Source organism: Paraburkholderia strydomiana (assembly GCF_031456815.1).
In the GTDB taxonomy this organism is placed as follows: domain Bacteria; phylum Pseudomonadota; class Gammaproteobacteria; order Burkholderiales; family Burkholderiaceae; genus Paraburkholderia; species Paraburkholderia caledonica.
The window spans coordinates 25,067-50,392 of the sequence record NZ_JAVDVL010000016.1; the positions used below are offsets into that span (position 1 = coordinate 25,067).

A 25,326-nucleotide genomic window follows, 5' to 3' on the forward strand; every position below is an offset into this window, starting at 1 on the left:
TGGCGTCCATCGCGATCATCGCGACGTGCCGTTGACGTAAAGCCGCGCCGGGTTTGGGCGGTGCGTCGGAGACCGTGGACTGCGTAACACGCACTGGAACACTCCTGCTGTCTGATTCCCGAACGATGCCTGGCGGCGTCGCGACACGCTCGCTACCAGACAAACTCTGGCATCTAGAATCACACAATAAATTTTTGTGTGCAATTAAAACGATTGTTGTGTGGTCCTGGCATTTTCCCTGGATGAAGGCGGGCACAATCTTCGCCGCTGTCCACGACCACGTCGGGACCGTCAGGAAGGCATACGCTCGGGCGTGTCTGGTATAGAATCGCCACACCTCCGCACAATTGCGGACAAAGCCGGTTTGTATGGAGACAGTTGATCTTATGGCTTCTGGCAAAGACGCAGCTTGCGCGTCCAACGGCGCGCCGGAGCAGGCGAAGCGATCGACCTACATCGAAGTGTCCAGCTCGATCGAGAGCGAAATCCGCAGCGGCGTCTATCCGCCCGGCAGCCGTCTGCCGCCGCAGCGGCAACTGGCGACTGAACTGGGCATCAACGTGTCGACGGTGTCGCGTGCCTACAAGGAATTGCAGTTGCGCGGGCTGGTGATCGGCAGCAAGCGACGCGGCTCGCTAGTAACTGGCGGCGCGATGCCGAGCGTTGAACCGGCGCGCGCGACGAACAATGCCGCCATCGACCTGACGGTGAACCGGCCGGCCACGGGCGAATTTCTGGAGTGTCTGGCGCGCACGCTCGCCGAGTTGCCGCGCGATCCACGCTATGCGCAATTGCAGGAATACCAGCCGCCACAAGGCCCCGAATGGGCGCGCACGGCTGGCGCACGCTGGATGGCGGCGCCCGGATTTACGCCGGATGCTGCGCACGTGGTCGTCACGAGCGGCGCGCAGCATGGCCTGTATGCCGTGCTGAACAGTCTGATCGGCACGGACGGCGTGATCCTCGCCGACCGGCTTACCTACTACGGGCTGAAGGCGCTTGCGCCCGTGTTCCAGTTCGAGATCGTCGGCATTCCGAGCGACGCCGACGGCCTGCTGACAGATGAGCTCGACGCCGCATGCCGGCGCATGCCGGTCAAGGCGATCTTCACGGTGCCCAATCTGCAGAATCCGACTGTCACGACGATGAGTCTCGAGCGCCGGATGGCGCTCGTGGACATCGCGCGCAGGCATGGTGTCGCGATCATCGAAGACGACGTATATGGACCACTGGTGTCTCAGCGTCTGCCGACACTCGCGAGTCTGTGTCCGGAGCTGACCTTCCATATTGCCGCGACGTCGAAGATTCTCGCGCCCGGGCTGCGGCTCGGCTATCTGGCGAGTCCGCCCGACAGTTCCGCGCTGTGCGCGGAGGCCGTACGCACTACCGCGTGGATGCCCGCGCCGATGTCGATGCTGATCGCGTCGATCTGGATCGAGGACGGTACCGCGCGCCACATCATGGATGCGCAACTCGCGGAGATTCGCGCGCGTCAGGCGCTCGCGCGGGAGTTGTTGCCGCAGTCGTTGCTACAGACCGATCCCGCCTGCATGTTCGTCTGGCTGAAGCTGCTTCCGCCCTGGCGCGCCGATGATTTTGCAGCCAACGCGAAGGCGCGCGGCGTGGTGGTCATGCCGTCGTCGGCGTTCGCGGTGGATCGCTCGGAAATCGAGCATGGCGTGCGTATCAATCTCGCGTGTGCATCGAGCCGCGATCAGCTCGTGAGCGCGTTGCGGTTGCTGGCGGGCACGCTAAAGGATCGGCCGAGGGCATTGTTTGGGACGATCTGAGTTCTGGCTCGTCAATGTCGCAAAGGCGGTTTCGCTTCAGGCTATCGTCAGGCAGACGGTGCGGGAATTAAAGGACCAGGAATTTTCGCCGAAGGCTGGGCTCAGCGCCGCTCATGGCAAGCGCCTCAGCGAGCGTGAGCCCATCTGGAACCCGATTAGCGGAAGCCGTAGACAACGATTTTCTTCCCCTCGAAATTTTCTTGCACAGCCTGCTCGCAATATTGCGGGCACGTTACCGAGTTGTCTCCGCTCGCGCCAGAGACAGTGACCGCCCTGTAAACAACGGATTCGACGAGCGTCCCATCCGCAGCGATGACCATGTTCAGGTCAGTCTCGACACCCGCCGGCACGGCTCCCCCGGCGGTATAAATGATTTTCATGGTGCCGGTGCAATCGGAGTTCACCGAGTATGTTCCGTTCTGGTTTGGATTGAAGGTCGTCAGGCCCCCTTTCGGCAGCCCGCCGATCATGCCGAAGTCGGTGCGCGTGAAGCCGCCCGTGCCATCGAACGTCACGAGGGCGACGTCATCAAGAATCAACGTGGACGCATAGGGAGCGACTTTATTATTCGGTCCTATCAATCCGATAATTTCGCCGTGACCGGTAAATGCATACGGTCCTCTGAGCGTTGCGTTCGAACAAAGGCCGCGTGGGCCGCCGTGTCCATCGTGTCCCTCGTGGCTGTCGTGTCCACCGGGACCCTCGGCCTGCGCGGCGCCGCTGAGTAAGAGAAGCGCCACGGCGGTTGCTGAGAGAATGCTGAATGGTTTGATCTTCACGATAATCTCCTTGTTACCCAATCTGGCGCGAACCATCTCAGCGCAGGGGCCCATTGCTGGCGGGATGAGACGCCCAATTCAAACGGAATGGAATTAGAGAATCGGTGCAGCGATAGAGCTGCCGCTGTTTGCGGAAACGAGCGATGGAAGAAAGAGGGCCGTCCGTGCTATTGGCTTTGGCGCAAAGGATGCGAGGAAGCTCGTCGTTCGGCAGGTAATTAACTGGCGAAACGCTTCACCAAGCAGTAGTTTTGCCCGGTGTCGGCAGGCACGTGCAGAAGGGGTGCACGAAAGTCCGCGAATTTGTGACTTCGTGAGTCAGCCGCGCTTTAATGTCGCATGGCAAAGGGGAGCGTAGTCCACAAACTTTGCCGATGCCAAACGAATATCGGACAAAACGCAGGCGCCTTCAGAATCGCGTTGAGAGGACGATGGACTTTATCGAGTGATTCCCGACGACTCCGAAGAGTCTTCGTTGAAGTGCGCTGTGCCCGAGCCCAAGGTGAATCTGCGCCGGCGGGTGGCTCGCCGGCGCAAACGGCTCTTGCGCTAACACAGGGCTAACTCGCTAACCCTGTGCGCCAGACTTCCTTAGAAGCGGGTGAGTATACCGACCGAACCCATGACCTGATTGCCCGTCGATGAAGCGCCACCTGCGTTGTACATGACTGCGACGTTTTTGTTGCCGGTTGCATGCTGGTACATGGCTTCGGCATAAAGCTCCGTACGCGTCGACAGCGAGTAGCGCGCAATCGCGTTGACTTGATTCCACTTCGGATCGGCGCCGAACGACGTTGCACCACTCAAATGCGCATCGGTGTAGGCATAAGAAACGCCGAGCATGAGCGCTGGCGTAACTGCGTACTTGCCATTGAGTTCGTAGTTGTCGAAATGAGCGCCACCATTTTTCAGCCCGAACGCGTTCGTATTCTGATATTGGCTGTGCGTGTAAGCAAAGCCGACCGTCGCAGGGCCGAAGCCGTAGCTCACGCCTGCACCAGCCGTACGCTGTACATCCGACGTCAGGCCACCCTTGAACTCGGTTGGATCAGCGGCACCCGTGGTATTCGGATTCGAAGCGCCCGAACCATTGATCTGCAGGTAGGCGGCCGCTACGTTCAAGCCGCCGAATTTGTAGCTGGCGCCCGCGCTGTAAGCACGATCGACAGCAAAGCCGGTCTGGGTGTTACTGAACGCATACATACCGCCAACCTTGAAGCCCGCATAGTCGAGGCTGGTGAACTTGACCGCGTTGTTGAAGCGAACGCTATGTTGCAGGTTGTCGTTGTCATACGGATGCGCGAACCCCGAGTCACCGAACGGGCCTGCCGTGGCAGACAGCGGTGCGACGAAATCAACCATCGAGTCATACTGGCGGCCCAACGTGACGGTGCCAAAAGTGTTGCTGCTCAGGCCGACATACGCCTGGCGACCAAACATCCGGCCACCCTGGCCGAGCGTGCCGTTATTGACGTTGAAGCCATTTTCGAGCACGAAGAGAGCCTTCAGGCCGCCACCGAGATCTTCCGTGCCACGCAGGCCGAAGCGGCTACCGCTGATGTTGCCGCTCGCCAGTGCAACCCGGCTGCTTCCGCCGACGTTATTCGTGTACGTGATACCGGCGTCGATGAGGCCGTACAGCGTGACCGAGGTCTGTGCGTGGGCGGCCGTCGCGGCAAGCGCAACGGAGACAGCGAGGGCGATGCGAATCTTTTTCATGAATTAACTCGAGCGTGTTGGGATTGCGTCAGAAGACAGCGGGGCGAGTATAAAACCGCCCAGGCGGCGCACTTCATTTCCGGTCTGGATTGGACCTTTGCGTATTTCCGAAGTAATTCGCCACAATTTCGCCACAATTCTGGTGGTGTCCCAGCCCACAAGGCGCAGCGCTTCCGTGCTTCATCCCACGGCTCGAATCGCTGTTGGATCGAAGCGACGGTATTGGAGTTAGCCGCCGCCGCGAACCAGAGAGAACACGCCCGCGTGCAGGCCCGACTCTCTGACGGCTTGACGCATTTAATGCGGCATACGACCGGGCAGTTCGCCGTCAGTGACTTCGCAGGTGCGCTTCAACTGCGCGCGCATCGAGGGCCGAGAGATCTTCGTTGATCTCTTCGAAAATCATCTGACGCGTCTCCTCGCTCAGGCGCGCGCGCAGCATCCCGAGAAACTTCGGCTCGGCGGCTAACCGCAATCGCTGATACCGCTGATGGAGCCGCCCCTGTTCGATATAGTCGGCGACGGTCTTCGCGAACTTTTCGCGATCCTTCTCGCTCAGCGCCGGTCCACTTGGGCCGACATTGACGAGGTCTTCGATTTCCCGCAATTCCAGTTTAAGTCCCGGTGTCTCGAAGATTCGTGCACGGCTGCCGTCGGCAACGACAACCCAGGTAGTCACAACCATGGTGCGCCTCTCAGCAATGATCGATCGCCGACGCTGCGGCCATCGCAAATCGTCGCGTGACGCCAGCGGGCTCGCCGGTCAACGACGGTCTATCTCCAACGCCCATCGATGACGGACCGTGGGGCCTCCCCGCGCTCCTGCGCAAGCGACGGATAGTCGGTGTATCCGCGCTCTCCGCCTCCGTAGAACGTGGACGGGTCCGGCGAATTGAGCGGAGCGTGCAACCGGAGGCGTTCGGGCAGATCGGGATTGGCGATGAACGGGCGTCCGAACGCGATCAGGTCCGCGTTGCCATCCTCGAGCCATCTTTCCGCACTGCTGCCGTCGAACCCGCCTGCGACCATCAGCACACCGCGATAGGTGCGCCGTATCATCTCGCTCATGCGTTTCGCACGCTCCGTGAAAGTGCCGTCCTCACCGGTCGCCGCCAGCGCGGGATTAACGATGTGCAAATAAGCGAGCCGGTATCGATTGAGCTTCTCGATGACGTAAGAGAACGTCGCCTCGGGATCGTCGTCATGCATGTCGTTGAAGGTGCCGAGAGGGGAAAGCCGCACGCCGACCCTTTCGGGCCCCCAGACTTCGCAAACCGTCTCGATCACCTCAAACAGCAGCTTGGCCCGGCGCTCGCTCGACCCGCCATATTCGTCCGTGCGGCGGTTTGTGCCCGACAACAGGAACTGGTCGAGCAGATACCCATTCGCTGCGTGCACTTCGACGCCGTCCATACCGGCAGCCTTTGCGTTGCGCGCACCCCTGAAATATTGGCGCACGAGGTATGGCATCTCTTCAATCTGCAGCGCGCGGGGCGTGACGCAGGGCGCGAGGACACCTTCGCCGCGCTCGTTCTCGATGAACGCCTCCGCTTTCGGCTGGAGCGCAGACGGCGCAACAGGCAGCATTTCATCAGGCTGCAACGAAGGGTGCGATATGCGTCCGACGTGCCAGAGCTGCATGAACATCAACCCGCCTGCCTCGTGCACGGCGTTCGCCACGAGCCGCCAGCCTTCGACCTGCTCGCGACTGTGAATCCCGGGTGTCCACGCATAGCCCTGTCCTTGCATCGACACCTGCGTCGCCTCGCTGATGATGAGCGCGGCCGATGCACGCTGCGCGTAATAGCAGGCGTTGAGCTGAGACGGTATGTTGCCTGGCCGGCTTGAGCGCGAACGCGTCAGCGGCGCCATCACGGCACGATGTCGCAGGTTGTACGGTCCCACCTTGACGGGTTCGAAGAGCTTGCGCAGCGGGATCTGTTCGTCGTGCTGCCCGGCGGCAGCAAACGTGGTTTCCGTGTCCGGCATGAATTCGCTCCTTGCGTTTTTGACTCGGCCCGAAAAGTACTGCCATGGACGCTTCCAGGCGTCCGCGTCGGATCACATTGACCTGATTCCGCTTCTATCCACTCTAGCCACGGTCCGCGCACGCTTCTTTCCGGTTTCTGCCCAGATCTGTCGCGATCCTGCCGCCACGCGGTCTATCGCTTCATCGGGCCGGATCTGGTCCTCTGCAACGACCCAACGCATGTCCGGCTGCGTTCCGGTCGAGTTCCACGCCGCCGTCATCGGTGTGCAGCGTGAGCGCCCCCACAGATCGTCCGGTTCACTCTCCGAACTCATCGCCCGACCTTACAAGCCGTTGTGTGCCCGACCTCGTCCCACGGAACCACTCACGCGATCCTGCGGCGTTGCAGCGTCAATCCGGCAGAACGAACTCGGTGCGCATGTCTTCGACGATGCGCCGGACCTCATGGGTGAAGTCGGTGCCCTTCTCGTTGAGTGGCACCATATTCCAGTTCCTGCCGGCGGCATCGGGCGGGTGCCGTTCGGGCAGCGGGATGCGCACGCGCAGTTCTTCGGGCGTATTCGCGCTAATTTTTGCCACGCGACTTTGCGCTTCATCGCGAATCTGCTCGGCTGAGAAAACGGTCTTGGGCATGGGAGTTCTCCATCGCGACGGGCCGCACGGCTCTGTTCTCGCGGGCAGGCGGCCGACATTTCAGTCTAGTTCGTATTGTCGGAATGTTCGCCCGGACGTTCGCGCCGTTGCGCGCGTGTGAGTGCTCGACGCAACTGGCGGCCTGCGTCACCGCCTATGGCGCGACGATCTGGCATGAGCGGCGCGCAACGTCAATGAAGCGCGGCCAACGCGTCGTCGATCGGTTTGCTGCCACCAGCAAATCCAACGATCGTGTTGACAAGGCCGATCCTGAGCGCTTCGAGCGCGACATCGGCGACATCCTCGCGCGCAACGGGAGCACGGGCGGACTGCGCGTCGGCCACGATCTCAATCTTCCCGGTACCGGACTCCATAGTCAGTGTGGCGGGACGCAGCACAAGATAATCGAGTCCACTGCCGATCAGATAATCGTCAGAAGCGCGCTTCATCTGGGCGTAATGCCGAAGCGCATCTGGAGCGGATTCAGGGGCGTATGCCAGCAAGGTGCTGACGACGATGAAGCGGTCCGCGCCATACTGCTTCGCGCAATCGACCGCCTTGATGATTGCGTCCCGGTCGATCTGACGCTCCTGCTCGGCGCCCTCGGTTTCAGCGGAGCCAGCGGCAAAGATAACCGTATTAACTCCCGCAAGCGCCAGGCAAAAGTCCTGCGTCAGGTCGACGATCACGGGGCTCCCGCCGAGGCTGTCGAAGTGGGCCCGCTGCGCCTCGTCGCGCAGCAATGCACGAAACGGAATGCCCGCACGGTGCAATTTTTCCGCGATAAACCGGCCGGTGCGGCCGGTGGCGCCAATTAATGCAATGCTCATCGTGTCTCTCCAGGAAGGCAGCCGCGGGATGCGCGAGCTTTCGGTGTGCTGACGCTTTCCCGCAAGCCATCAGATAGCGGGGTTGCGGTCAAGGGCGGCATGGTCAGCTTGCATGGGTTCGCGCGCGGTTGGAAGCGATGTCCGGATCGCACTTCAGTTCGTACTCCGCGTCCGGGTGTCGATCCGACCCAACTGCGAGCTTCGACACAACACACGACCACGACCATGATGCAGCGCAGTGATGCTTATGCTGTCGTGCCGCTGCTGTTCAGGCTCTCTAGTGCCTTTTTCAGGCGTTCCTCCTGATCGTTGGTGAGAGACGTTTTCAATACCTTTCCGCCGAAAGGCTTCAGCTCAGGCAGGACCTTGTCGAAATTCACTTGACGCACGAGGATGAAGAGTGCCGACGAACCCGGCTCGATGTTCTGGCCCGTCGAACGCATGAAATCATCATCGATTCCATAGTCCGAGAGCGCGCCCGACAGCGCGCCCGTACCAACGCCGATGGCCATGCCTGTAGCCAGTCCGGCGAGCGGATTGAGCAACATGAGCCCAACCAGCGCACCAAACAGGCCACCCCACGCCGCGCCACTGAGCGCGCCGATCTTGACGAGATCGACGGCTTGCTTGAGGTGTACCTTGCCATTCGCGCTGCGGACCAGAACACAGGCATCCTCAAGGTCGATCAGGTGCTCCTTTTGCATCTGCTGGAGTTTGGTCAACACCTGGTCGGCCGTTTCTTCGCCTTTAAAGCTTACAACGACTAAATCGCTCATCGATTTGCTCCTTTTCTCTGGAAATAAGCGCAGACCGTTACGCGGCAAGACGGTTGAACTCATGCTCAGCGCCGCGCGCAAGATGTCGACCGCGCCGCAAAACAGCAGCGGTGCCAGCCACCGTGCATGTCGCGCCCGGCGCGCACCCTGGAATGTGGACGGGTCATTGACGCGATGACGATGACCTCAAGACTAGGTTCTTGACGGTTGCACTTCTTCCTCATTCCTGCGAAGACGTGTCGGATCTCTGCGCTGTGCTGCGCGGCTTTCGAATGTGAACGTAAGGTGGCATTGCGCAAAACTGCGCAGGCGTACGGAAGAAAATGGGCCCGGCGCGTCATACCGTTGCCCTACTGCGGACCGATGCGTGTGGAGTAGGGCGTGGTCCGCGTGCGCGCGTTAGTCCATCAACAAACCGACGAGGAGCGTGATGAGCGCCGACGAAGACCTCAAGCGAGACGTAGAGAACGAACTGAAGTGGGACCCGGACATTGATGCATCGGATATCGGGGTTGCGGTCAAGGACGGTGCGGTCACATTGTCCGGTTTCGCGCGCAGCTTCCGGCAGAGGCGCAAGGCCGAAGAGGACGCGACGCGCGTGCGCGGCGTGAGGGGTGTTGCAAACGATGTGGAGGTGCGGTTGCCTTTGATCAACAGGCCGCCCGATCCGGAGATCGTGCGCGAGATCATTGCCCAACTGCAGGTCGAATTGCCTGATGCGGCGGACACCATCAAGGTGGTTGTCAGGGACGGAGATGTGACGCTGAAGGGCGAAGTCGAATGGGACTATCAGCGCCGCCGCGCGGCAGATACGGCGCTACGGGCGAGCGGCGTAACCGGCCTGACGAACGAGATTGAGATCAAGCCGAAGGTCGAGCCCGACGACCTCAAGCGCAAGATCGAGGACGCGTTCAAGCGCAACGCGGAAGTCGACGCACAGAACATCACTGTGGAGGCCGATGGCAATAATGTCGTCCTGCGCGGCACGGTCCGCTCGTGGGCCGAGCGCGAGGAGGCTGACCGGGTAGCATGGCTTGCCCCTGGTGTGATGCGGGTCGACAACCGGATCACCGTCGATTACTGACAGGTTCGCGGGTCATAAATCAAGGCGAACCCGCATAGTTCCGCTGCTACGGGGGCATCAATCGCGATCGCAGAAGTACAGCGGTTGTTACCTGTTCGCAACTTCGCTAAACGAATTAATTACCGGAGCTCCGGTGGGAAAGCCGGAATGCGCGCGGCGTCACACCGGTATATCTATGGAACACGTCGGTGAAATGCTGCTGCGTCTGAAATCCCGCGCGTGCGCCAACGTCGACTAGCGGAATGGTCTCCTCGCACAACATCGCTCTCGCAAATTTCACTCGTTCGAGTGTCACGTACAGATGGGGCGGGCTTCCCGTCGCCGTTTTAAAAACGCGTGCAAACTTTGAAACACTCATGTTCACTAGAACTGCGAGTTGCTCGACCAGAATGGTTTCGGCGATGTTGTCGTGAACGAAGGCTTGAATGCGAGCCAGCATTTGACGCGTAATAGGCATGTCCGGCTCGATCGCACCAGCACAGTGCCCGTAACGGACAGCGATGTGCACCGAAATGACATCGGCAAAAGCGTCGGCGCACGCAGCGTCGAAAAGATCCGCATTCGCTAAAGCACTCAATGTATCCGCAGCCTCGCGCAAAAAGGGATCCCAAGACTCGGACCATTTCGGGAGGGCGTCAAACGCTTCTTGCGAGACTTGGCCCAGTACGCTCGGTCTAAGTGCGATAAGCCATCCGCTGGGATCGTTGTCAGCGTTCGTGGCCAACTGCGCCGCCCCAGTAATAACTGCGACAAATGGAGCACTTATGAGAATCGAGTGACTCGTTCCGAGGTCGTCGGAGCCCACAGCCTGCACAACAGTGTTACCCGTGGGTATGACGAGCCGGAATCCTTGCACCAGATTCAGCTCGCCATTGGTGAAAACGACGTTCATCGGTTGGCAGCGTAACCCGTGATCAGGAGTCGATCCTATTGCTTGCTTCATGATGAGCAAAGTCTCCTTCTTGCCGCGGCGCATACCTAAGCTTAGGCCGAATTGAAGGCTGCTTAAGGCGGGTTCGTAATATGGGCAGAAGCAACCGGCTTCGTTGACGGAGCGCAGTTTCATTGCTGGGCAACCCGGCACGACGTTTGACACGACGATTCAAAACGATACCGACCGGTCCTGTGCCACAAGAATGTCATGAATGACGCAATGCACGAACCGTGCGTTGCAAAGTTCATGTTAGAACTCCTCACGGCGAACCGCTATAAGACGCGGCGATGGATCGGGTCATTTCGGTGCATCCGGGATACCAGTCTGGATGCTGTTCGCCATGCGTCCTGACTCAACGCAGAATTGCGAAACACATGGCAGAAACGCGAAAGAATCGCAGATGCGCGGAGCCTAGACTGAAGTTCATTAACTGACGTTACGGCTCGGAGTCCCACATGGATGAACTACTCGGGCGCGCCTGGTGGATGCTTATTCTGCGCGGCACGGTAGCGCTGCTGTTCGGCATGCTGGCGCTGTTCTGGCCGGGTCTTACTCTGCTACTGCTCATCACTCTCTTCAGTGCCTACGCAATTGCCGGCGGCATTGTCACGATCGTTGCGGCCATCCGCTACCGCTCGACGCACGGCACATGGTGGGTGCTCTTGCTGCTGGGTATCTGCAGCGTCGCAGCTGGTGTGATAGCCGCGTTAGTGCCGGGACTTACCACGCTCGTGCTGATCGCCGTTATCGGCGCAAACGCGATTATCACCGGCGTACTCGATCTGATCGCGGCAACCCGGCTGCATAGGCGTCTGCGCAATGCGTGGATGCTGGTGCTCACCGGAGTGCTCGCCGTGCTGTTCGGCATCTTCGTGCTGGCCTTTCCGGGCGCCGGCGCACTGGCGCTTGTCTGGCTGATCGGCGTGTATGCGTTGTTCACGGGCGCGCTGCTTTTCGTACTCGGCATCACTGCGCGTGCCTGGCACCATGACGGCCTGACCGGCGAGCCACACGCGCCTTTACATCCGTAAGCGCACCGCTTGAGGGACTCGTCGTGGGTCAAAAGGTCTCGCCCGCGGCAAACCTCGCATCCGGAGATCGAGTGGACCGTCCGTCTCCTCCAGTGGTCCAGCCTCAGGTCTGGCACTGGCGTACCTCACGAAGGGAGAATCACATGCTTCTCGATCTCGACAAATGGAACCCGTTCCGGTTTTTGCGCTCGCACCCCGCACAACAGAGCGCATCGGGGGGCGCCGGCGCGCCGAACACCAGTCAGCAAAGCGCGAGGTCAAATGCGCAACAGACTGGCGGCACGCAAACGGGTAACGGTGCACCGGCGGCAGCCGCTGCTGCGCCGGTAGCACTTTCAGCTGCCGCCTGGCCGCTGCCCGATCCAATTCATCTGTTGGCCGAATTGATACGCGATCCGTTCGGCGGCCGTGGACCGCTCGGAAGCTGGTTCGGCGACTTCAGCGCCAGCGAGTTTCAACCGCGGATCGATGTTACCGACGAAGGTGACGCACTGCGTATCGTCGCCGAATTGCCAAGCATGACCCGTGACGACGTCGAGCTCGAAGTGGTTGAAGACATGCTGATCATCAGTGGCGAAAAGCGCCTGGAATCGACGAGCGAAGAACAAGGATGCTATCGCGTCGAGCGGTCGTTTGGACACTTTCAGCGCGCGGTCCCACTTCCCGCGGGCGTCGATCTCGATCGGTAGAGGCCAGATTCGAAAACCGCGTGCTGACGCTGCGCGTTCCCAAAGCGGCCGGAGAACCGGCACCGAAGCGGCGCATTGAGATCAAGTGAAGATCCGCACTCCGCTGTCATGCCTGTCGTGAACAACCGGTCAGCTTCCGCGGTCTCGATGAAGTCCGGCGCGCAAACAGGGGCGGCATCGGAATAAGCAGCGGAACAGAGATTTTCCACCCACCCATTACCCGCCCGCAAAGCGATGCGCTCTCGGACGGACAGGAGATCATCATGGCCGAGTGCAGTGTTTGTGGAAAGCCAGCAACCTCGCAGATCACGATCACCGAAAACGGCCAACGCCGTCAGCTGATGCTGTGCGATCAGCACTACATGGAGTTCATGGCGCGCAATCAGCGCCGCCTGTCGCCGCTCGAATCCCTCTTTCACGGCGGACTTTTCGAAAGTCTGTTCGACGACATGTGGCCGCAGATGGAAGACGACCGCGGCAGCCGGTCACGCATTAGACGCGCGCCGGGACAATCCGGCGGCGCGGAGCAGGATACAGGCACCGGTAGCGGACAAATCGGCGATTCAGCGGGCGGACAGTCGGGCGGCCGGACACGCCGTCATCGCCGGGCGCGTGAAGCGGTGGACCTGCAGACGTACCTGAGCCAGAGCGGTTTGGACCGCCTGCAAGCTGCGGCGCAAGCAGCCGTCGAATACGGCAAGAACGAAGTCGATACGGAACACCTGTTGCTGGCGCTCGCCGATAACAATGTCGTGCAGGAAGTCCTGCGGGAATTCAAGCTCGATCCCGAAGAGATCAAGAAGACCATCGACCAGACGGCGCCGCGCGGCACCCGCAAGGAGCCGAGCGACAACGAGCAGATCGGCGTGTCGCCGCGCGCCAAAAGTGCACTGGAAAACGCGTTGAAGGCGTCGCAAGAACTGGGTCACAGCTACGTCGGGCCTGAACATATTCTGATAGGGCTCGTCGAGGAAGAAGACGGCTTTGCAGGTGAATTGCTGCGCAAGCTCGGGCTGTCGTCGCCATCGCTGCGGCAAAAAGCAGTCAAGGTGGTCGGCCAGGGTGCCGAAGACGGCAAGATGGAGGGCCGCTCGACCACGCCCACGCTCGACAAGTACGCGCGCGATCTCAGTGCGCTTGCGCGTCAAGGCAAGCTGGATCCGGTGATCGGCCGTGACAAGGAAATTGAAACCACCATTGAAGTGCTCGCGCGGCGGCGCAAGAACAATCCGGTGCTGATCGGCGAGCCCGGTGTGGGCAAGACCGCTATTGTCGAAGGTCTTGCGCAACGCATTGCTCAGGACCAGGTGCCGGAAGTGCTGCGTGGCAAGCGGGTGGTCGAGCTGAATATCAATAGCGTCGTGGCAGGCGCGAAGTATCGTGGCGAGTTCGAGGAACGCGTCAAGCAGGTGCTGGACGAGATCATCGAGAACCAGGATCGTCTGGTTGTGTTCATCGACGAACTGCATACCATTGTCGGCGCTGGTCAGGGCGGCGGCGAAGGCGGTCTGGATATCGGCAATGTCTTCAAGCCCGCGCTCGCTCGCGGTGAGTTGCACCTCGTGGGCGCGACCACGTTGAATGAATACCAGAAGTACATTGAGAAGGATTCGGCATTGGAGCGGCGCTTTCAGCCAGTCATGGTGCCTGAGCCGAGCGTCGAGGAAACGATCGAGATTCTGCGTGGACTGCGCGACCGGCTCGAAGCGCATCACAAGGTGAAGATCACCGAAGAGGCGATCGATGCTGCTGCAAAGCTGTCGGACCGCTATATCGCCGCACGCTTTCTGCCAGATAAGGCAATCGATTTGCTCGATCAGGCCGCTGCACGCGTGCGCATTTCGTCGAATTCGCGTCCGCAGCCATTGCACGATGTCGAGGCGACCATCCGCCGTATGAAACAGGAACAGGACGCGGCCAGCGCTGCAAAGAAATTCGATAAAGCCAAGGAACTGGAAGAGAGGCTCGTCGCCGAACAGAAACGCCTGCATGAAGCCACTGAAACGTGGAAGAAAGAGCGCGGCACCAGTTCGCAGGAAGTCACGGCGGAGGATATTGCGCAGATCGTATCGTCGCTCACGGGTGTACCGTTGGCTGAACTCACTGCTCAGGACCGTGAAAAGCTGTTGCGACTGGAAGACCGCCTGAAGGAGCGCGTGGTCGGCCAGGATGAAGCCGTCTCCGCGGTCGCCAAAGCAGTGCGGCTTTCGCGCGCCGGTCTGACAGAAGCCGGCAAGCCGACTGCCAGCTTCCTCTTCCTGGGCCCAACGGGCGTCGGCAAAACCGAACTCGCGAAGGCGCTTGCCGCCTCGGTGTTCGGCGACGAGAACGCGCTGGTGCGCATCGACATGAGCGAGTATTCGGAGCGTCACACGGTGGCACGGCTAGTTGGTGCGCCGCCCGGATATGTCGGCTACGAGGAAGGCGGCCAACTCACCGAACGCGTGCGGCGCAGGCCATATTGCGTAGTGCTGCTCGACGAAATCGAAAAGGCGCACTCGGAGGTGCACAACCTCCTGCTGCAACTGTTCGACGAAGGGCGCCTCACCGACGGCAAGGGACGTCTGGTCGATTTCACCAACACGATCATCATCGCGACCAGCAACGTCGGCTCACAGGTGATCCAGGACAACATGAAGGCCGACTCGAAGCAGCTCGACTATCCTGCACTGCGCGACCGGTTGATGGAAATCCTGCGGCATCATTTCAAGCCGGAGTTTCTCAATCGCGTCGACGAGGTGGTTGTGTTTCATGCGCTCGGCAAGGAGCAGATTCGCAGCATCGTCGATCTGCAACTTGCGCGCGTACGGCGTACGGCGCTGGCCCAAGGCATCGATCTGTCGTTCGACGATGGCTTGCGCGATCACCTTGCGCAGATCGGCTATGACCCCGAGTTCGGCGCGCGGATGCTCAAACGTAAGATTCGGCTCGAAGTGGAATCGCAACTCGCCGATGCGCTGCTGCGAGGCGACGTGCGCGACGGCGACAAGGTCACAATGACCTACGACTCGGGTACGCATTCGGTGCGTGTGCAAAAAGGAGCAACGCCTGCAGAAGCGCCGAGCGAGGCGCCGAAACAGGCACCGGCGCATGCGTGAAGCGGGCATGCCGAAGAACGCAAAACCGGCCGCACATGCGGCCGGTTTTGCCGTTACGACTCAAGTTCACCTACGACGATCTCGTCGCGATAACACCAGATCCACGTTTCGCCGGGTTCGATTGAACGGACCAGCGGATGGCCGGTCGCGAGAAAATGTTTGCTTGCATGCCGGTTGGGCGACGAATCGCAACAGCCGACGTGTCCGCACGAAAGACAAAGCCTCAAATGTACCCACGGCTGGCCGAGCTTCACACAGTCCTCGCAATAGTCGATGGGCGTGTGGAAAATGCGGGCCGCGCCTTGGTGCGTGCAACCAGGGGTCATGTTCGTACTCCTCGGACAAGGTACGCGCAGAGGCGCGTGGATCAAGGTTGCGCGTCCGCTCAAGCACTAGTTAGATAGCGATGCACCAGCGCCACAGCCATTGCGCCTTCGCCCACTGCTGACGCCACGCGCTTGATCGACGCGTGACGCACGTCGCCTGCTGCGAATACGCCGGGCATAGATGTTTCCAGATGCAGCGGCGCGCGTTCTAACGGCCAGTTGAAGTGCGCCCGGTATTCCTGCAGGTCGGGACCGGTCACGAGGTAGCCGCCTTCATCGCGGACAATGCCGACCTCCTGCGCCCACTCGGTCTGTGGCACCCCGCCAATGCACACGAATAGCCAGTTCGTCTTTACCGTGCTTTGCCGGCCGGTGCGGATATCGGTCAGCGTGACCTCCTCCAGCACGTCACCGCCTGCGAGCGCGGTAACTTCGGTGCACGTGCGTACTTCGATGTTCGGCGCGGACGTGATGCGATCCACCAGGTAATGCGACAACGTGTTCTTGAGCGATGTGGCACGCACGACCATGTAGACGCGGTTGGCCGACTGCGAAAAATGCATGGCGGCCTGTCCTGCCGAATTGCCGCCGCCCACCACATATACGTCTTCGCCATCGATCAGCTCGGCTTCACTCGCACCGGCGCCATAGTAGAGCCCCGCGCCGAGAAAGCGCTCTTCACCCGCCAGGGCCAGCGTGCGATATGCCACCCCGGTCGCGCAGATAGACGTGCGCGCCGTGATACGTGTGCCGTCTTCCAGAGATACGATGCCACGGCCTGGCGGAAACTCCGCGTGCACGCCGGCGCGCGCCAGCAGGATTTCGGCGCCGAACTTAACGGCCTGAACGCGCGCCCGCTCTGCGAGTTCCGCGCCGCTCAAGCCCTGTGGGAAGCCCAGGTAGTTTTCGATTTTCGAGCTGCTGCCTGCCTGGCCGCCCAGTGCCCAACGCTCCACTAGTACCGTTTGCAGCCCCTCCGATGCACCGTACACTGCCGCGCTCAATCCCGCTGGTCCCGCGCCGTAAATCGCGAGATCGTAGGCCTCACGAGATGGACTTGCGAACCAGCCGAGCTTTTCCGTGATTTGCCGGATGGTCGGACATTCGAGCCGCGTGCCGTCGTGGAAGACGCAAACCGGCAACCGCGAATCGGAAAGATGCTGAACGTGCGCCAGTTCCTCCGCTTCTTTATCGCTGCGCAGTTCGATCCATTCGAACGGAATGTCGCTCCGACGCAGGAAGTCGCGTATTGCGTAGCCGTTTGCGCTGCGCATGGGTCCATAGATTCTGACCATGAAATGCCATCCGCCTTTGAGGACGTTCACGAGCAGGCGGTCCCGTTGGGATAACCGCGGGCCGCCATATTGGTGCATCGTAAGCACACGGTGAGTGGGCGTCTTTCGCGATACTCCCGGATTTTGTTCGCTTTCCGCCGATCGTTCCTTTACATCAGATCGCGCTCGACTTCCGCGTCTTCCGATTGAATGACGCATACGCTCTTGTTGCCGCGCATGCGTCTACGATGCTTCAAGTCTAGTCGTTAATCCGGGTATGCTTGGACAATCCGGCCGCTGCGGAGCCAAATCATGGAAAGAAAGAAAAGCTGGCTGCGTAAGGATCTCGATACGTTACGCGTACAGTGGGATCTGCTCACCTTTTATGAAAGATTCGAGCAGATTGTCACGCATGTCCTGAGCGTGGTGATTTCTATCATCATCCTCGTGTCGCTCTGGCAGTTGATTCGCGCGGTGATCTTGTTGCTGGTTTCGAACGCGCTGAACCCGCTGGATCACGAGGTGTATCAGACCGTTTTCGGCATGATCATGACGCTGTTGATCGCTATGGAATTCAAACATTCGATTACGCGCGTGATGGCGCGGCGCGATCACATCGTGCAGGTCAAAACAGTACTTCTGGTTGCGCTGCTGGCGATCGCCCGCAAATTTATTATTCTCGATCCCGCCGGTGCGCCGGCCCAGATCGCGGCGCTTGCGTTTGCGTTGGTGGCGCTGGGGAGCGTCTACTGGCTGATGCGGCAGCGTGATGACCCGATCGACGCAACGGCCGCCGCGCAAGCAGAACGCGATCGCGTTGCGCTCGCGCAGCGACGGCAAAGGGCAGGGGCCGGCGAAGGCGAGCAGGGCGACAATTGACCGAGTTCCGGCAACACGAGACCGACCGCATATCGATCTACGACGGAACCCGACGGCGCGGATGACCAGATACTTCATCCTGCCGCGCACATCCAAAACTAATGCATTACGGGTGGTTGTACATCGCGTTCCAGTCCGCATTTGTCACTGACGGGTGACCTGATTCCGACGAACCTTTCACCTCACCGCCGTAACCGCTTGTCGCGCCGTTCTGCGCAGCAACCTTGGCTTCAGCAGCCTGAATGGCTTCGGGATAGTGTGCGTTGTCGCCGTCACCAACGTGATAGCCCGCGTTTTGCAACTGGGTCAGTTCGGCGCGTACCTGTGCACGGGTGACTGACCCATTCGATTGCGCGAACGACACTACCGGAGCGGCAAGGGCAGCGGCAACGACAACGGCGTGAATAAGAGACTTCATGATTACCTACCTCCAGACTTGTTTGTCCTGCTACGAACAGCCCTGTTCGTAAACCAGTGATCACAGTCTATATAAGCAGGCGCTTAAAATTAAGGGTGCTCCGTGCAGAAGATTGTTCTTGGATTTGGGTAAACCTCTCGTTCGCGGGAACTCATTGCGCGTGTGCAAAGGCAGACGCTTCCACACGCCGCTTGTGAGTTACTTCGATACTGCAAGATTGTCACAGAGCCATGTTTGGCCGCGCTATCCGCGCGGCTTCGCATCGGTGCCGCTATCGGTCCGGCCAATCTCAGCCAGCAACGCCTCGTCGCGGGCGATCACCTTCGGCAAATGCGCGCGCAAGAACTCCACCCATGTCCTCGTCTTTGCGTCGATAAACTTCCGCGACGGGTACAGCGCATAAACATGCATTTTCTGCAGCGTGTAGTCCGGCAATACGCGTACTAACGTGCCATCCCTCAATCCGGCGATTGCCGCGTAAAGCGGCACCATACCAATGCCCATTCCCTCCCGGATCGCAACGACTAGCGACTCCGCGATATTCACCTGCACCGGGCCGTCGATCTGCATCGCTTCACTGCCGTTTGGCCCGTCGAGTATCCACTCGTGCGGCGCGAATGCGGGCGTCTGCAGAATCAGGCACTCATGGTCAGCAAGATCCGCCGGCCGCTGCGGCGCACCGTGCGTTTTTACATACGAGGGCGATGCGCACAGTATGCTGAACGTCGTTCCAAGCGGGAACGAAACGAGGTCGGAATCGGGTAGCGCAGAAGCGCCAATCACTGCGACATCCGCGCTGCCTTCGAAAAGATCCGGCATGCGCTGCGACAGAGTCAGCTCAACGGTCACGTCGGGATAAAGCGCGCGATAGTGTGCGATGGCGGGCAGCACATAGTGTTGTCCGATACTCGCAAAGCTATGCATACGGAGCGCGCCGCTCGGGCGTTCGTGGGCACAACTCGCTTCTTCTTCCGCTGTGTCGATATCCGCAAGAATCTGTTGACATCGCTTGAGATAACGCTCGCCTGCGGTAGTGAGCGCGAGACGGCGTGTGGAGCGATTGAGCAAGCGCGTGCGCAGATGAGCCTCCAGTTCGGAGACTGCGCGTGACATGGCGCCGGTCGTCGAATTAAAAGACTGAGCGGCGGCGGTAAAACTGCCGGCCTCCACTACGCGCACGAAAACACGCATGTTTTGTAATGTGTCCATCGATCACTGACGCGTGCAGCGGAAGTGGGAGTCGGGATTATTTGCTCAAGCGCAGCGGCGCGTTGACTGCGCCTCAGCGCTCAGGCCTTGTGCTGTTGCAAGCATTGCAAGTCCGTCATGGAGAGTGTACTGCGTTCGCTGTCGACATGCTTTCCCGCCGGGTCGATCGGAGAGCATTCGTGTGCACGGTACAACCTGGAACAAACAACAGGCGGGCCGCATTATCAGCCGCGTTATCGGCATCACGCAGTTTCCAAGCTGAAGTCGCCAACATTACTTTCAATCGCGCTACGACACTCGCAACATGAACTCCGCCACGGCCTTCGAGTCAAGCGGGCGGCTCACCAGATAACCTTGAATGGCATCGCACCCGGCGTCCTTCAACTCTTCGGCCTGGTGTTGGCACTCGACGCCTTCCGCGATAGTTTTCATGCCCAGCGAACGTGCGAGACCGACAATGCCTCGAATGACCGTCGACGCCTTCTGTGACTCGGCCAGTGCTCGAACAAACGACTTGTCGATCTTCAGCGTGTCGATAGGCAGTCGGACCAGATAGCCGAGGCTGGAGTACCCAGAGCCAAAGTCGTCCAGCGATGTGGATATGCCCGCTTGCTTCAGCGCGGACAGAATGGACGTTGCCTTTTCGATATCGCTTACCAGCGAATCCTCCGTGACCTCAATGTCGAGCATTGCGGGGGAAACGTCGTATTTCGTCGCGATATGGAGAATCTTGTCTGTAAGACCCACGCTCAGAAGTTGCCGAGCCGACAGATTGAGGCTGACCCGTGGTACGTATATGCCCTGCCGTCGCCATTCAGCAATATGCCGGCAAACTGCATTGAGCAGCCATTCGACGAGCGCCCCTTCATAAGGGGACTCGAGTAAGACTGCGAGGAATGCGTGCGGAGTCAGCAACCCTCGGTCAGGATGACGCCAGCGAAGAAGTGCCTCGACACCGATTGCGGAATTGTTCGTGAGTGATATCTGAGGCTGGAAATGAAGCTCGAACTGGTTCGCCTCAAACGCTTCACGAAGATCCATGCGCAAAGCAAGGCGCTCACGCACGCCCCGGTCGAGGGCTCCATCGTACGAGCGCACCTGGAAACGGCCAGATGACTTCGCTGCGTACATGGCCGCGTCGGAATGATTGAGCAACGTCTCGGCCGAACCTGGCGCTTCTCTTAGCAGCGCGATGCCAATGCTAGCCGACAGCGAGATGGATCTTCCAGATACTTCGAATGGCGCTGCAAGTTCGCGAAGCACCGCATGCGCGAACGCTTCTGCCGCGCTTTCCGTGGTGTTGCGTAACAACAGAACGAACTCGTCGCCCCCTACGCGTGCGGCGAAAAATGCTGGATCGGGAATGGCCATCAGCCTCTTCGCGAAGCCGCGCAGCAGTTCATCGCCGACAGCATGACCAAAGGCGTCGTTGACTTCCTTGAAATGGTCCAGGTCGATAAACAGGACCGCATCTGAAGCATCGTGCGTAGAGCGAGGCGAAGCAGCGTCAGCGACCGCGCGTGACAGAACTTCCATGCACTCGCGCCGGTTCGCCAACCCGGTCAGATAGTCGTGGCTCGCTTCGAATTCCAGTTGCGCCGCGTGCTCGCGTTCACGTGTGACGTCGCGAAAGAGCACGGTAATGCCGTCGTCGTGCGCAAATGAACGAACCTCGAACCACGTGCCGAGCGGTGCGTAATAGTCAGTGTGCCGGCCGGGAAGACCCGTTGCCGCCGTCTCCTGATAGACGCGATAGTAGCCGGAGCCTACCAGGTCCGGGTAACACTGCCATATGTCGCGGCCGAGCAGATTTTGCCGTTCCTGCTGCAAGAATCGTTCAGCTGTATGGTTGAGATAGGTGAAGCGCCACGACCTGTCGATCGACATGAGTCCGTCGCTCAAGCTGTCGAGCATGTCGGCGAGGTGGGTCGGTGCAGACTGTCGGGAGCCGGCATCTGTCGGGCGGGGAGGACGAGAGTCGGACTGTCGTTCCATTTTTTGTCCTTCTATTCGCGTCGGATCAAAGGCGTCGCTCGTGCGCAAACCGGGGCTCGTCGCATTCTAATCGTACTTGCCGGCGTTTCGAACACTGAAAGCTGTCGCGCCTCGCCGCTGAGCGAGTCACTCATTCATCGTGCATTGCGTTCGCAATCAATCCGTCGATCAAGCGGGACCACTGTTCGGGAACAGATTTCTTCTGCAATCACCGCCACGATCTCCCCGCTCATCAGGGTAACGTCGATACAGGTATCGACACTACCACCCAACTCACTGTTTTTTATCGCTTTTTCCCATCGCGAGGCGCCCCGGGGCGAGACTTTGCGTGGCATAATCGACCGACACAGTCAGCCCGCAGTCATTACTACCCCGCATACCATGGCACAGACTCTCTACGACAAATTGTGGAACACACACGTGATCCACACGGAAGAAGACGGCACGACGATTCTCTATATCGACCGTCACCTGCTGCACGAAGTGACCAGCCCCCAGGCGTTCGAAGGTCTGAAGCTGGCTCAGCGTCCGGTGTGGCGCATCAGCGCGAATCTGGCCGTCTCGGACCATAACGTGCCCACCACGGACCGCAGCCACGGCATCGCCGATCCGGTGTCGAAACTGCAAGTCGATACGCTCGATTCGAACTGCGACGCCTACGGCATCACGCAGTTCAAGATGAACGACCTGCGTCAGGGCATCGTGCACATCATCGGGCCGGAACAGGGCGCTACGCTGCCGGGCATGACGATCGTCTGCGGCGACTCGCACACGTCCACGCACGGCGCGTTCGGTGCGCTGGCGCACGGCATCGGCACGTCAGAAGTCGAGCATGTGCTCGCCACGCAAACGCTCTTGCAGAAGAAGAGCAAGAACATGCTGGTGAAAGTAGAAGGGCCGTTGCCGCGCGGCTGCACGGCGAAAGACATCGTGCTCGCGATCATCGGCAAGATCGGCACGGCGGGCGGCACTGGCTACGCAATCGAATTCGGCGGCTCGACGATTCGCTCGCTGTCCATGGAAGGCCGCATGACAGTCTGCAACATGGCGATCGAAGCGGGCGCGCGTGCCGGCATGGTCGCGGTCGACGACACGACCATCGAATATCTGAAGGGCCGCCCGTTCTCGCCACAAGGCGCGGAGTGGGATCACGCGGTCGAGTACTGGAAGCAGTTCAAGTCGGACGAAGGCGCGCAGTTCGACCGCGTTGTCGAGCTCAACGCGGCGGACATCGTGCCGCAGGTCACCTGGGGCACGTCGCCGGAAATGGTCACCGCCGTGGACGGCCGCGTGCCGGATCCCGAGCGCGAGAAAGACCCGGTCAAGCGCGATGCAATGGAACGCGCGCTCAAATACATGGCGCTCGAACCGAATGCGCCGATCGAGTCGATCAAGCCGGATAAAATCTTCATCGGGTCGTGTACCAACGCGCGCATTGAAGACATTCGCGCCGCGGCTTACGTCGTGAAGAAGCTGGGTCGCCGCGTCGCGCCGAACATCCGTCTCGCCATGGTTGTGCCGGGTTCGGGTCTGGTCAAGGCGCAGGCGGAACGTGAAGGCCTCGACAAGGTCTTTACAGACGCCGGTTTCGAATGGCGCGAGCCGGGTTGCTCGATGTGTCTCGCGATGAACGCCGACCGGCTGGATCCGGGCGAGCGTTGCGCGTCCACGTCGAATCGTAATTTCGAAGGTCGTCAGGGCGCCGGTGGCCGTACCCATCTCGTGAGCCCCGCCATGGCCGCAGCCGCGGCCATCGAAGGGCATTTTGTCGATATTCGCAAGCTGGGATAAATCGCATGATGAAGAACATGAATCGCACCGCTCTTTTGCGCCGCTTCGCGCTCGGTACTCTGGCTGGGCTACTGCTCGGTCTGACCGGCTGCAACACGGTGCACGGATTTGGGCAGGACATGTCGCACCTCGGCAATTCGATCAGCAATCACGCTGAAAAATAACCGGTTTTTGATTTTTGCCGGCGACGCGGCGAGCGGCTTTCATGCCGCCACGCGCATCGCCCGGTCCTGAAACAGGCGCAAGCGTCATGGATAAATTCACCGTACACACAGGCGTCGTGGCCCCGCTCGATCGCGAGAACGTCGACACGGACGCGATTATTCCGAAGCAATTCCTGAAGTCGATCAAGCGCACGGGTTTCGGTCCGAACGCGTTCGACGAATGGCGTTATCTCGACCACGGCGAGCCGGGTCAGGACAATTCGAAGCGTCCGCTGAATCCGGACTTCGTCCTGAACCAGCCGCGTTATCAGGGCGCTTCGGTGCTGCTCGCGCGCAAGAATTTCGGCTGCGGCAGCTCGCGTGAGCACGCGCCTTGGGCGCTTCAGCAATACGGCTTTCGCGCGATCATCGCGCCGAGTTTCGCCGACATTTTCTATAACAACTGCTTCAAGAACGGCTTGCTGCCGATCGTGCTGAGCGAACAGCAGGTCGATCACCTGTTCAACGAAACGTATGCGTTCAATGGTTTTCAGTTGACCATCGACCTCGAAGCGCAAGTCGTGCGCACTTCGGACGGCGGCACTGAGTATCCGTTCGAAGTCGCGGCGTTCCGCAAGTACTGCCTGCTGAACGGTTTCGACGATATTGGCCTCACGCTGCGTCACGCCGACAAGATTCGTCAGTACGAAGCCGAGCGTATTGCGAAGCAGCCGTGGCTCGCGCATCGCATCGTCGGTTAAGACTTGCGTGCTTGAGCGCTTGAGTGTTTGAGGCGCGTCTGTTAGCTCAGGCTCGAAGCCTGGAAGACAATCATTAAGGAATTCGCATGAAGATCGCAGTGCTGCCGGGCGACGGCATCGGTCCCGAAATCGTCAAAGAGGCCGTGAAGGTTCTGAACGTGCTTGGCGAAAAGTTTGAACTGGAAGAAGCGCCGGTTGGCGGCGCGGGCTACGAGGCGAAAGGTCATCCGCTGCCCGATTCCACGCTCGCGCTCGCTAAGGAAGCCGACGCCATTCTGTTCGGCGCCGTCGGCGACTGGAAGTACGACAAGCTCGAACGCGCGCTGCGCCCGGAGCAGGCGATTCTCGGTCTGCGCAAGCATCTGCAATTGTTCGCGAACTTCCGGCCGGCAATCTGCTATCCGCAATTGACCGGTGCGTCGTCGCTGAAAGAAGAAATCGTTTCGGGTCTGGATATTCTGATCGTGCGCGAGCTGAACGGCGACATCTACTTCGGCGCGCCGCGCGGCGTGCGCGAAGCGCCGGACGGCCTGTTCGCCGGCTCGAAGGAAGGCTTCGACACGATGCGCTACTCGGAGCCCGAAGTGCGCCGCATCGCCCACGTCGCGTTTCAGGCCGCGCAAAAGCGCGGCAAGAAGCTGACCTCGGTGGACAAAGCCAATGTGCTCGAAACGTCGCAATTCTGGAAAGACGTCATGATCGACGTGTCGAAGGAATACGCGGACGTCGAGTTATCGCACATGTACGTCGACAATGCCGCGATGCAACTCGTCAAGGCGCCGAAGTCGTTCGACGTGATCGTGACCGGCAACATGTTCGGCGACATTCTTTCGGACGAAGCGGCAATGCTGACGGGCTCGATCGGCATGCTGCCGTCGGCCTCGCTCGACAAGAACAACAAGGGCTTGTACGAGCCGTCGCACGGTTCCGCGCCGGACATCGCGGGCAAGGGCGTCGCGAATCCGCTGGCCACCATTCTGTCGGCGGCCATGATGCTGCGTTATTCGCTGAACAAGGCCGAGCAGGCGGATCGCATCGAAAATGCGGTGAAGAAGGTGCTTGAACAAGGCTACCGAACCGGCGACATTCTCACGCCCGGTTGCAAGCAGGTCGGCACTGTCGCAATGGGCGACGCCGTGGTCGCGGCGCTGTAACTACCGCTCGCGCGTCGACAAAC

23 protein-coding genes are annotated in these 25,326 nt (G+C 60.1%); 10 read left to right on the forward strand and 13 right to left on the reverse strand.

The features are described from left to right. Positions 1-386 precede the first annotated feature (386 nt). A complete protein-coding gene (locus J2W46_RS29835; protein ID WP_310358740.1) occupies positions 387-1,790 on the forward strand; it encodes an aminotransferase-like domain-containing protein in 1,404 nt (467 codons plus the stop codon). A 155-nt stretch (positions 1,791-1,945) separates the two neighbouring features. Here the strand turns inward: J2W46_RS29835 and J2W46_RS29840 are convergent, their stop codons facing one another. The 7 genes from J2W46_RS29840 to J2W46_RS29870 form a co-directional block, all read right to left on the reverse strand. Then, a complete protein-coding gene (locus tag J2W46_RS29840) occupies positions 1,946-2,569 on the reverse strand; it encodes a hypothetical protein (RefSeq protein WP_310071895.1) in 624 nt (207 codons plus the stop codon). Between the two features lie 591 nt (positions 2,570-3,160). Then, positions 3,161-4,288 (reverse strand): porin, encoded by a 1,128-nt coding sequence (locus J2W46_RS29845; RefSeq protein WP_310358742.1) that lies wholly within the window; start codon positions 4,286-4,288, stop codon positions 3,161-3,163. Positions 4,289-4,616: 328 nt separating this feature from the next. Further along, complete coding sequence (locus tag J2W46_RS29850; RefSeq protein ID WP_310358744.1) at positions 4,617-4,973, reverse strand: host attachment protein; 357 nt, start codon at positions 4,971-4,973, stop codon at positions 4,617-4,619. Between the two features lie 89 nt (positions 4,974-5,062). After that, complete coding sequence (locus J2W46_RS29855; protein WP_310358747.1) at positions 5,063-6,277, reverse strand: alkene reductase; 1,215 nt, start codon at positions 6,275-6,277, stop codon at positions 5,063-5,065. 391 nt (positions 6,278-6,668) lie between these two features. Further along, the gene (locus J2W46_RS29860) at positions 6,669-6,911 is read right to left on the reverse strand and encodes a hypothetical protein (protein ID WP_020071074.1); all 243 of its coding nucleotides are present in this window, start codon (positions 6,909-6,911) and stop codon (positions 6,669-6,671) included. A gap of 191 nt (positions 6,912-7,102) precedes the next feature. Next, the gene (locus tag J2W46_RS29865) at positions 7,103-7,741 is read right to left on the reverse strand and encodes an SDR family oxidoreductase (RefSeq protein ID WP_310358748.1); all 639 of its coding nucleotides are present in this window, start codon (positions 7,739-7,741) and stop codon (positions 7,103-7,105) included. 245 nt (positions 7,742-7,986) lie between these two features. Beyond that, positions 7,987-8,517, reverse strand: coding sequence for a DUF1269 domain-containing protein (locus J2W46_RS29870; protein ID WP_020071072.1), 531 nt, complete (start codon positions 8,515-8,517; stop codon positions 7,987-7,989). Positions 8,518-8,947: 430 nt separating this feature from the next. Between J2W46_RS29870 and J2W46_RS29875 the strand changes: the two genes are divergently transcribed. Then, positions 8,948-9,601, forward strand: coding sequence for a BON domain-containing protein (locus tag J2W46_RS29875; protein ID WP_310358753.1), 654 nt, complete (start codon positions 8,948-8,950; stop codon positions 9,599-9,601). Between the two features lie 115 nt (positions 9,602-9,716). Here the strand turns inward: J2W46_RS29875 and J2W46_RS29880 are convergent, their stop codons facing one another. Continuing rightward, the gene (locus J2W46_RS29880; RefSeq protein ID WP_310358756.1) at positions 9,717-10,667 is read right to left on the reverse strand and encodes an AraC family transcriptional regulator; all 951 of its coding nucleotides are present in this window, start codon (positions 10,665-10,667) and stop codon (positions 9,717-9,719) included. Positions 10,668-10,990: 323 nt separating this feature from the next. Between J2W46_RS29880 and J2W46_RS29885 the strand changes: the two genes are divergently transcribed. From J2W46_RS29885 to J2W46_RS29895, 3 genes are all read left to right on the forward strand, one after another. Then, entirely contained in the window at positions 10,991-11,566 is a 576-nt protein-coding gene (locus tag J2W46_RS29885) for an HdeD family acid-resistance protein (RefSeq protein ID WP_087752700.1), read from the forward strand. Positions 11,567-11,709: 143 nt separating this feature from the next. After that, complete coding sequence (locus J2W46_RS29890; RefSeq protein ID WP_310358760.1) at positions 11,710-12,255, forward strand: Hsp20/alpha crystallin family protein; 546 nt, start codon at positions 11,710-11,712, stop codon at positions 12,253-12,255. A gap of 263 nt (positions 12,256-12,518) precedes the next feature. After that, on the forward strand, positions 12,519-15,353 hold the full coding sequence (locus J2W46_RS29895) for an ATP-dependent Clp protease ATP-binding subunit (protein WP_310358762.1): 2,835 nt from the start codon (positions 12,519-12,521) through the stop codon (positions 15,351-15,353). Positions 15,354-15,406: 53 nt separating this feature from the next. Here the strand turns inward: J2W46_RS29895 and J2W46_RS29900 are convergent, their stop codons facing one another. Both J2W46_RS29900 and J2W46_RS29905 read right to left on the reverse strand, forming a co-directional pair. Continuing rightward, complete coding sequence (locus J2W46_RS29900) at positions 15,407-15,679, reverse strand: UBP-type zinc finger domain-containing protein (RefSeq protein WP_020071066.1); 273 nt, start codon at positions 15,677-15,679, stop codon at positions 15,407-15,409. Positions 15,680-15,738: 59 nt separating this feature from the next. Continuing rightward, a complete protein-coding gene (locus tag J2W46_RS29905; protein WP_310358765.1) occupies positions 15,739-16,974 on the reverse strand; it encodes an NAD(P)/FAD-dependent oxidoreductase in 1,236 nt (411 codons plus the stop codon). A 291-nt stretch (positions 16,975-17,265) separates the two neighbouring features. Here J2W46_RS29905 and J2W46_RS29910 point away from each other — a divergent pair, with 291 nt between their 5' ends. Beyond that, positions 17,266-17,832 (forward strand): phosphate-starvation-inducible PsiE family protein, encoded by a 567-nt coding sequence (locus J2W46_RS29910; RefSeq protein ID WP_020071064.1) that lies wholly within the window; start codon positions 17,266-17,268, stop codon positions 17,830-17,832. A 106-nt stretch (positions 17,833-17,938) separates the two neighbouring features. Here J2W46_RS29910 and J2W46_RS29915 read toward each other — a convergent pair whose 3' ends face one another. The 3 genes from J2W46_RS29915 to J2W46_RS29925 all read right to left on the reverse strand — a co-directional run bounded on the left by J2W46_RS29915 (position 17,939) and on the right by J2W46_RS29925 (position 21,373). Then, positions 17,939-18,250, reverse strand: coding sequence for a DUF4148 domain-containing protein (locus tag J2W46_RS29915; protein ID WP_087752696.1), 312 nt, complete (start codon positions 18,248-18,250; stop codon positions 17,939-17,941). A gap of 243 nt (positions 18,251-18,493) precedes the next feature. Further along, a complete protein-coding gene (locus J2W46_RS29920) occupies positions 18,494-19,459 on the reverse strand; it encodes a LysR family transcriptional regulator (RefSeq protein ID WP_310358768.1) in 966 nt (321 codons plus the stop codon). A gap of 288 nt (positions 19,460-19,747) precedes the next feature. Continuing rightward, complete coding sequence (locus J2W46_RS29925; RefSeq protein ID WP_310358888.1) at positions 19,748-21,373, reverse strand: putative bifunctional diguanylate cyclase/phosphodiesterase; 1,626 nt, start codon at positions 21,371-21,373, stop codon at positions 19,748-19,750. Positions 21,374-21,835: 462 nt separating this feature from the next. On the opposite strand from J2W46_RS29925, the gene leuC reads away from it, so the two are divergent. From leuC to leuB, 4 genes are all read left to right on the forward strand, one after another. Beyond that, positions 21,836-23,245 carry a 3-isopropylmalate dehydratase large subunit gene (gene leuC, locus J2W46_RS29930; RefSeq protein ID WP_027779578.1) on the forward strand — a complete coding sequence of 470 codons (1,410 nt, stop codon included), beginning with the start codon at positions 21,836-21,838 and terminating at the stop codon, positions 23,243-23,245. A 5-nt stretch (positions 23,246-23,250) separates the two neighbouring features. After that, positions 23,251-23,409, forward strand: coding sequence for an entericidin A/B family lipoprotein (locus J2W46_RS29935; protein WP_020071059.1), 159 nt, complete (start codon positions 23,251-23,253; stop codon positions 23,407-23,409). Between the two features lie 86 nt (positions 23,410-23,495). Next, positions 23,496-24,149 carry a 3-isopropylmalate dehydratase small subunit gene (leuD, locus tag J2W46_RS29940; RefSeq protein ID WP_020071058.1) on the forward strand — a complete coding sequence of 218 codons (654 nt, stop codon included), beginning with the start codon at positions 23,496-23,498 and terminating at the stop codon, positions 24,147-24,149. Between the two features lie 86 nt (positions 24,150-24,235). After that, positions 24,236-25,303, forward strand: a complete 1,068-nt coding sequence (leuB, locus tag J2W46_RS29945; RefSeq protein WP_025601983.1) for a 3-isopropylmalate dehydrogenase — start codon at positions 24,236-24,238, stop codon at positions 25,301-25,303. Positions 25,304-25,326: the final 23 nt, after the last annotated feature.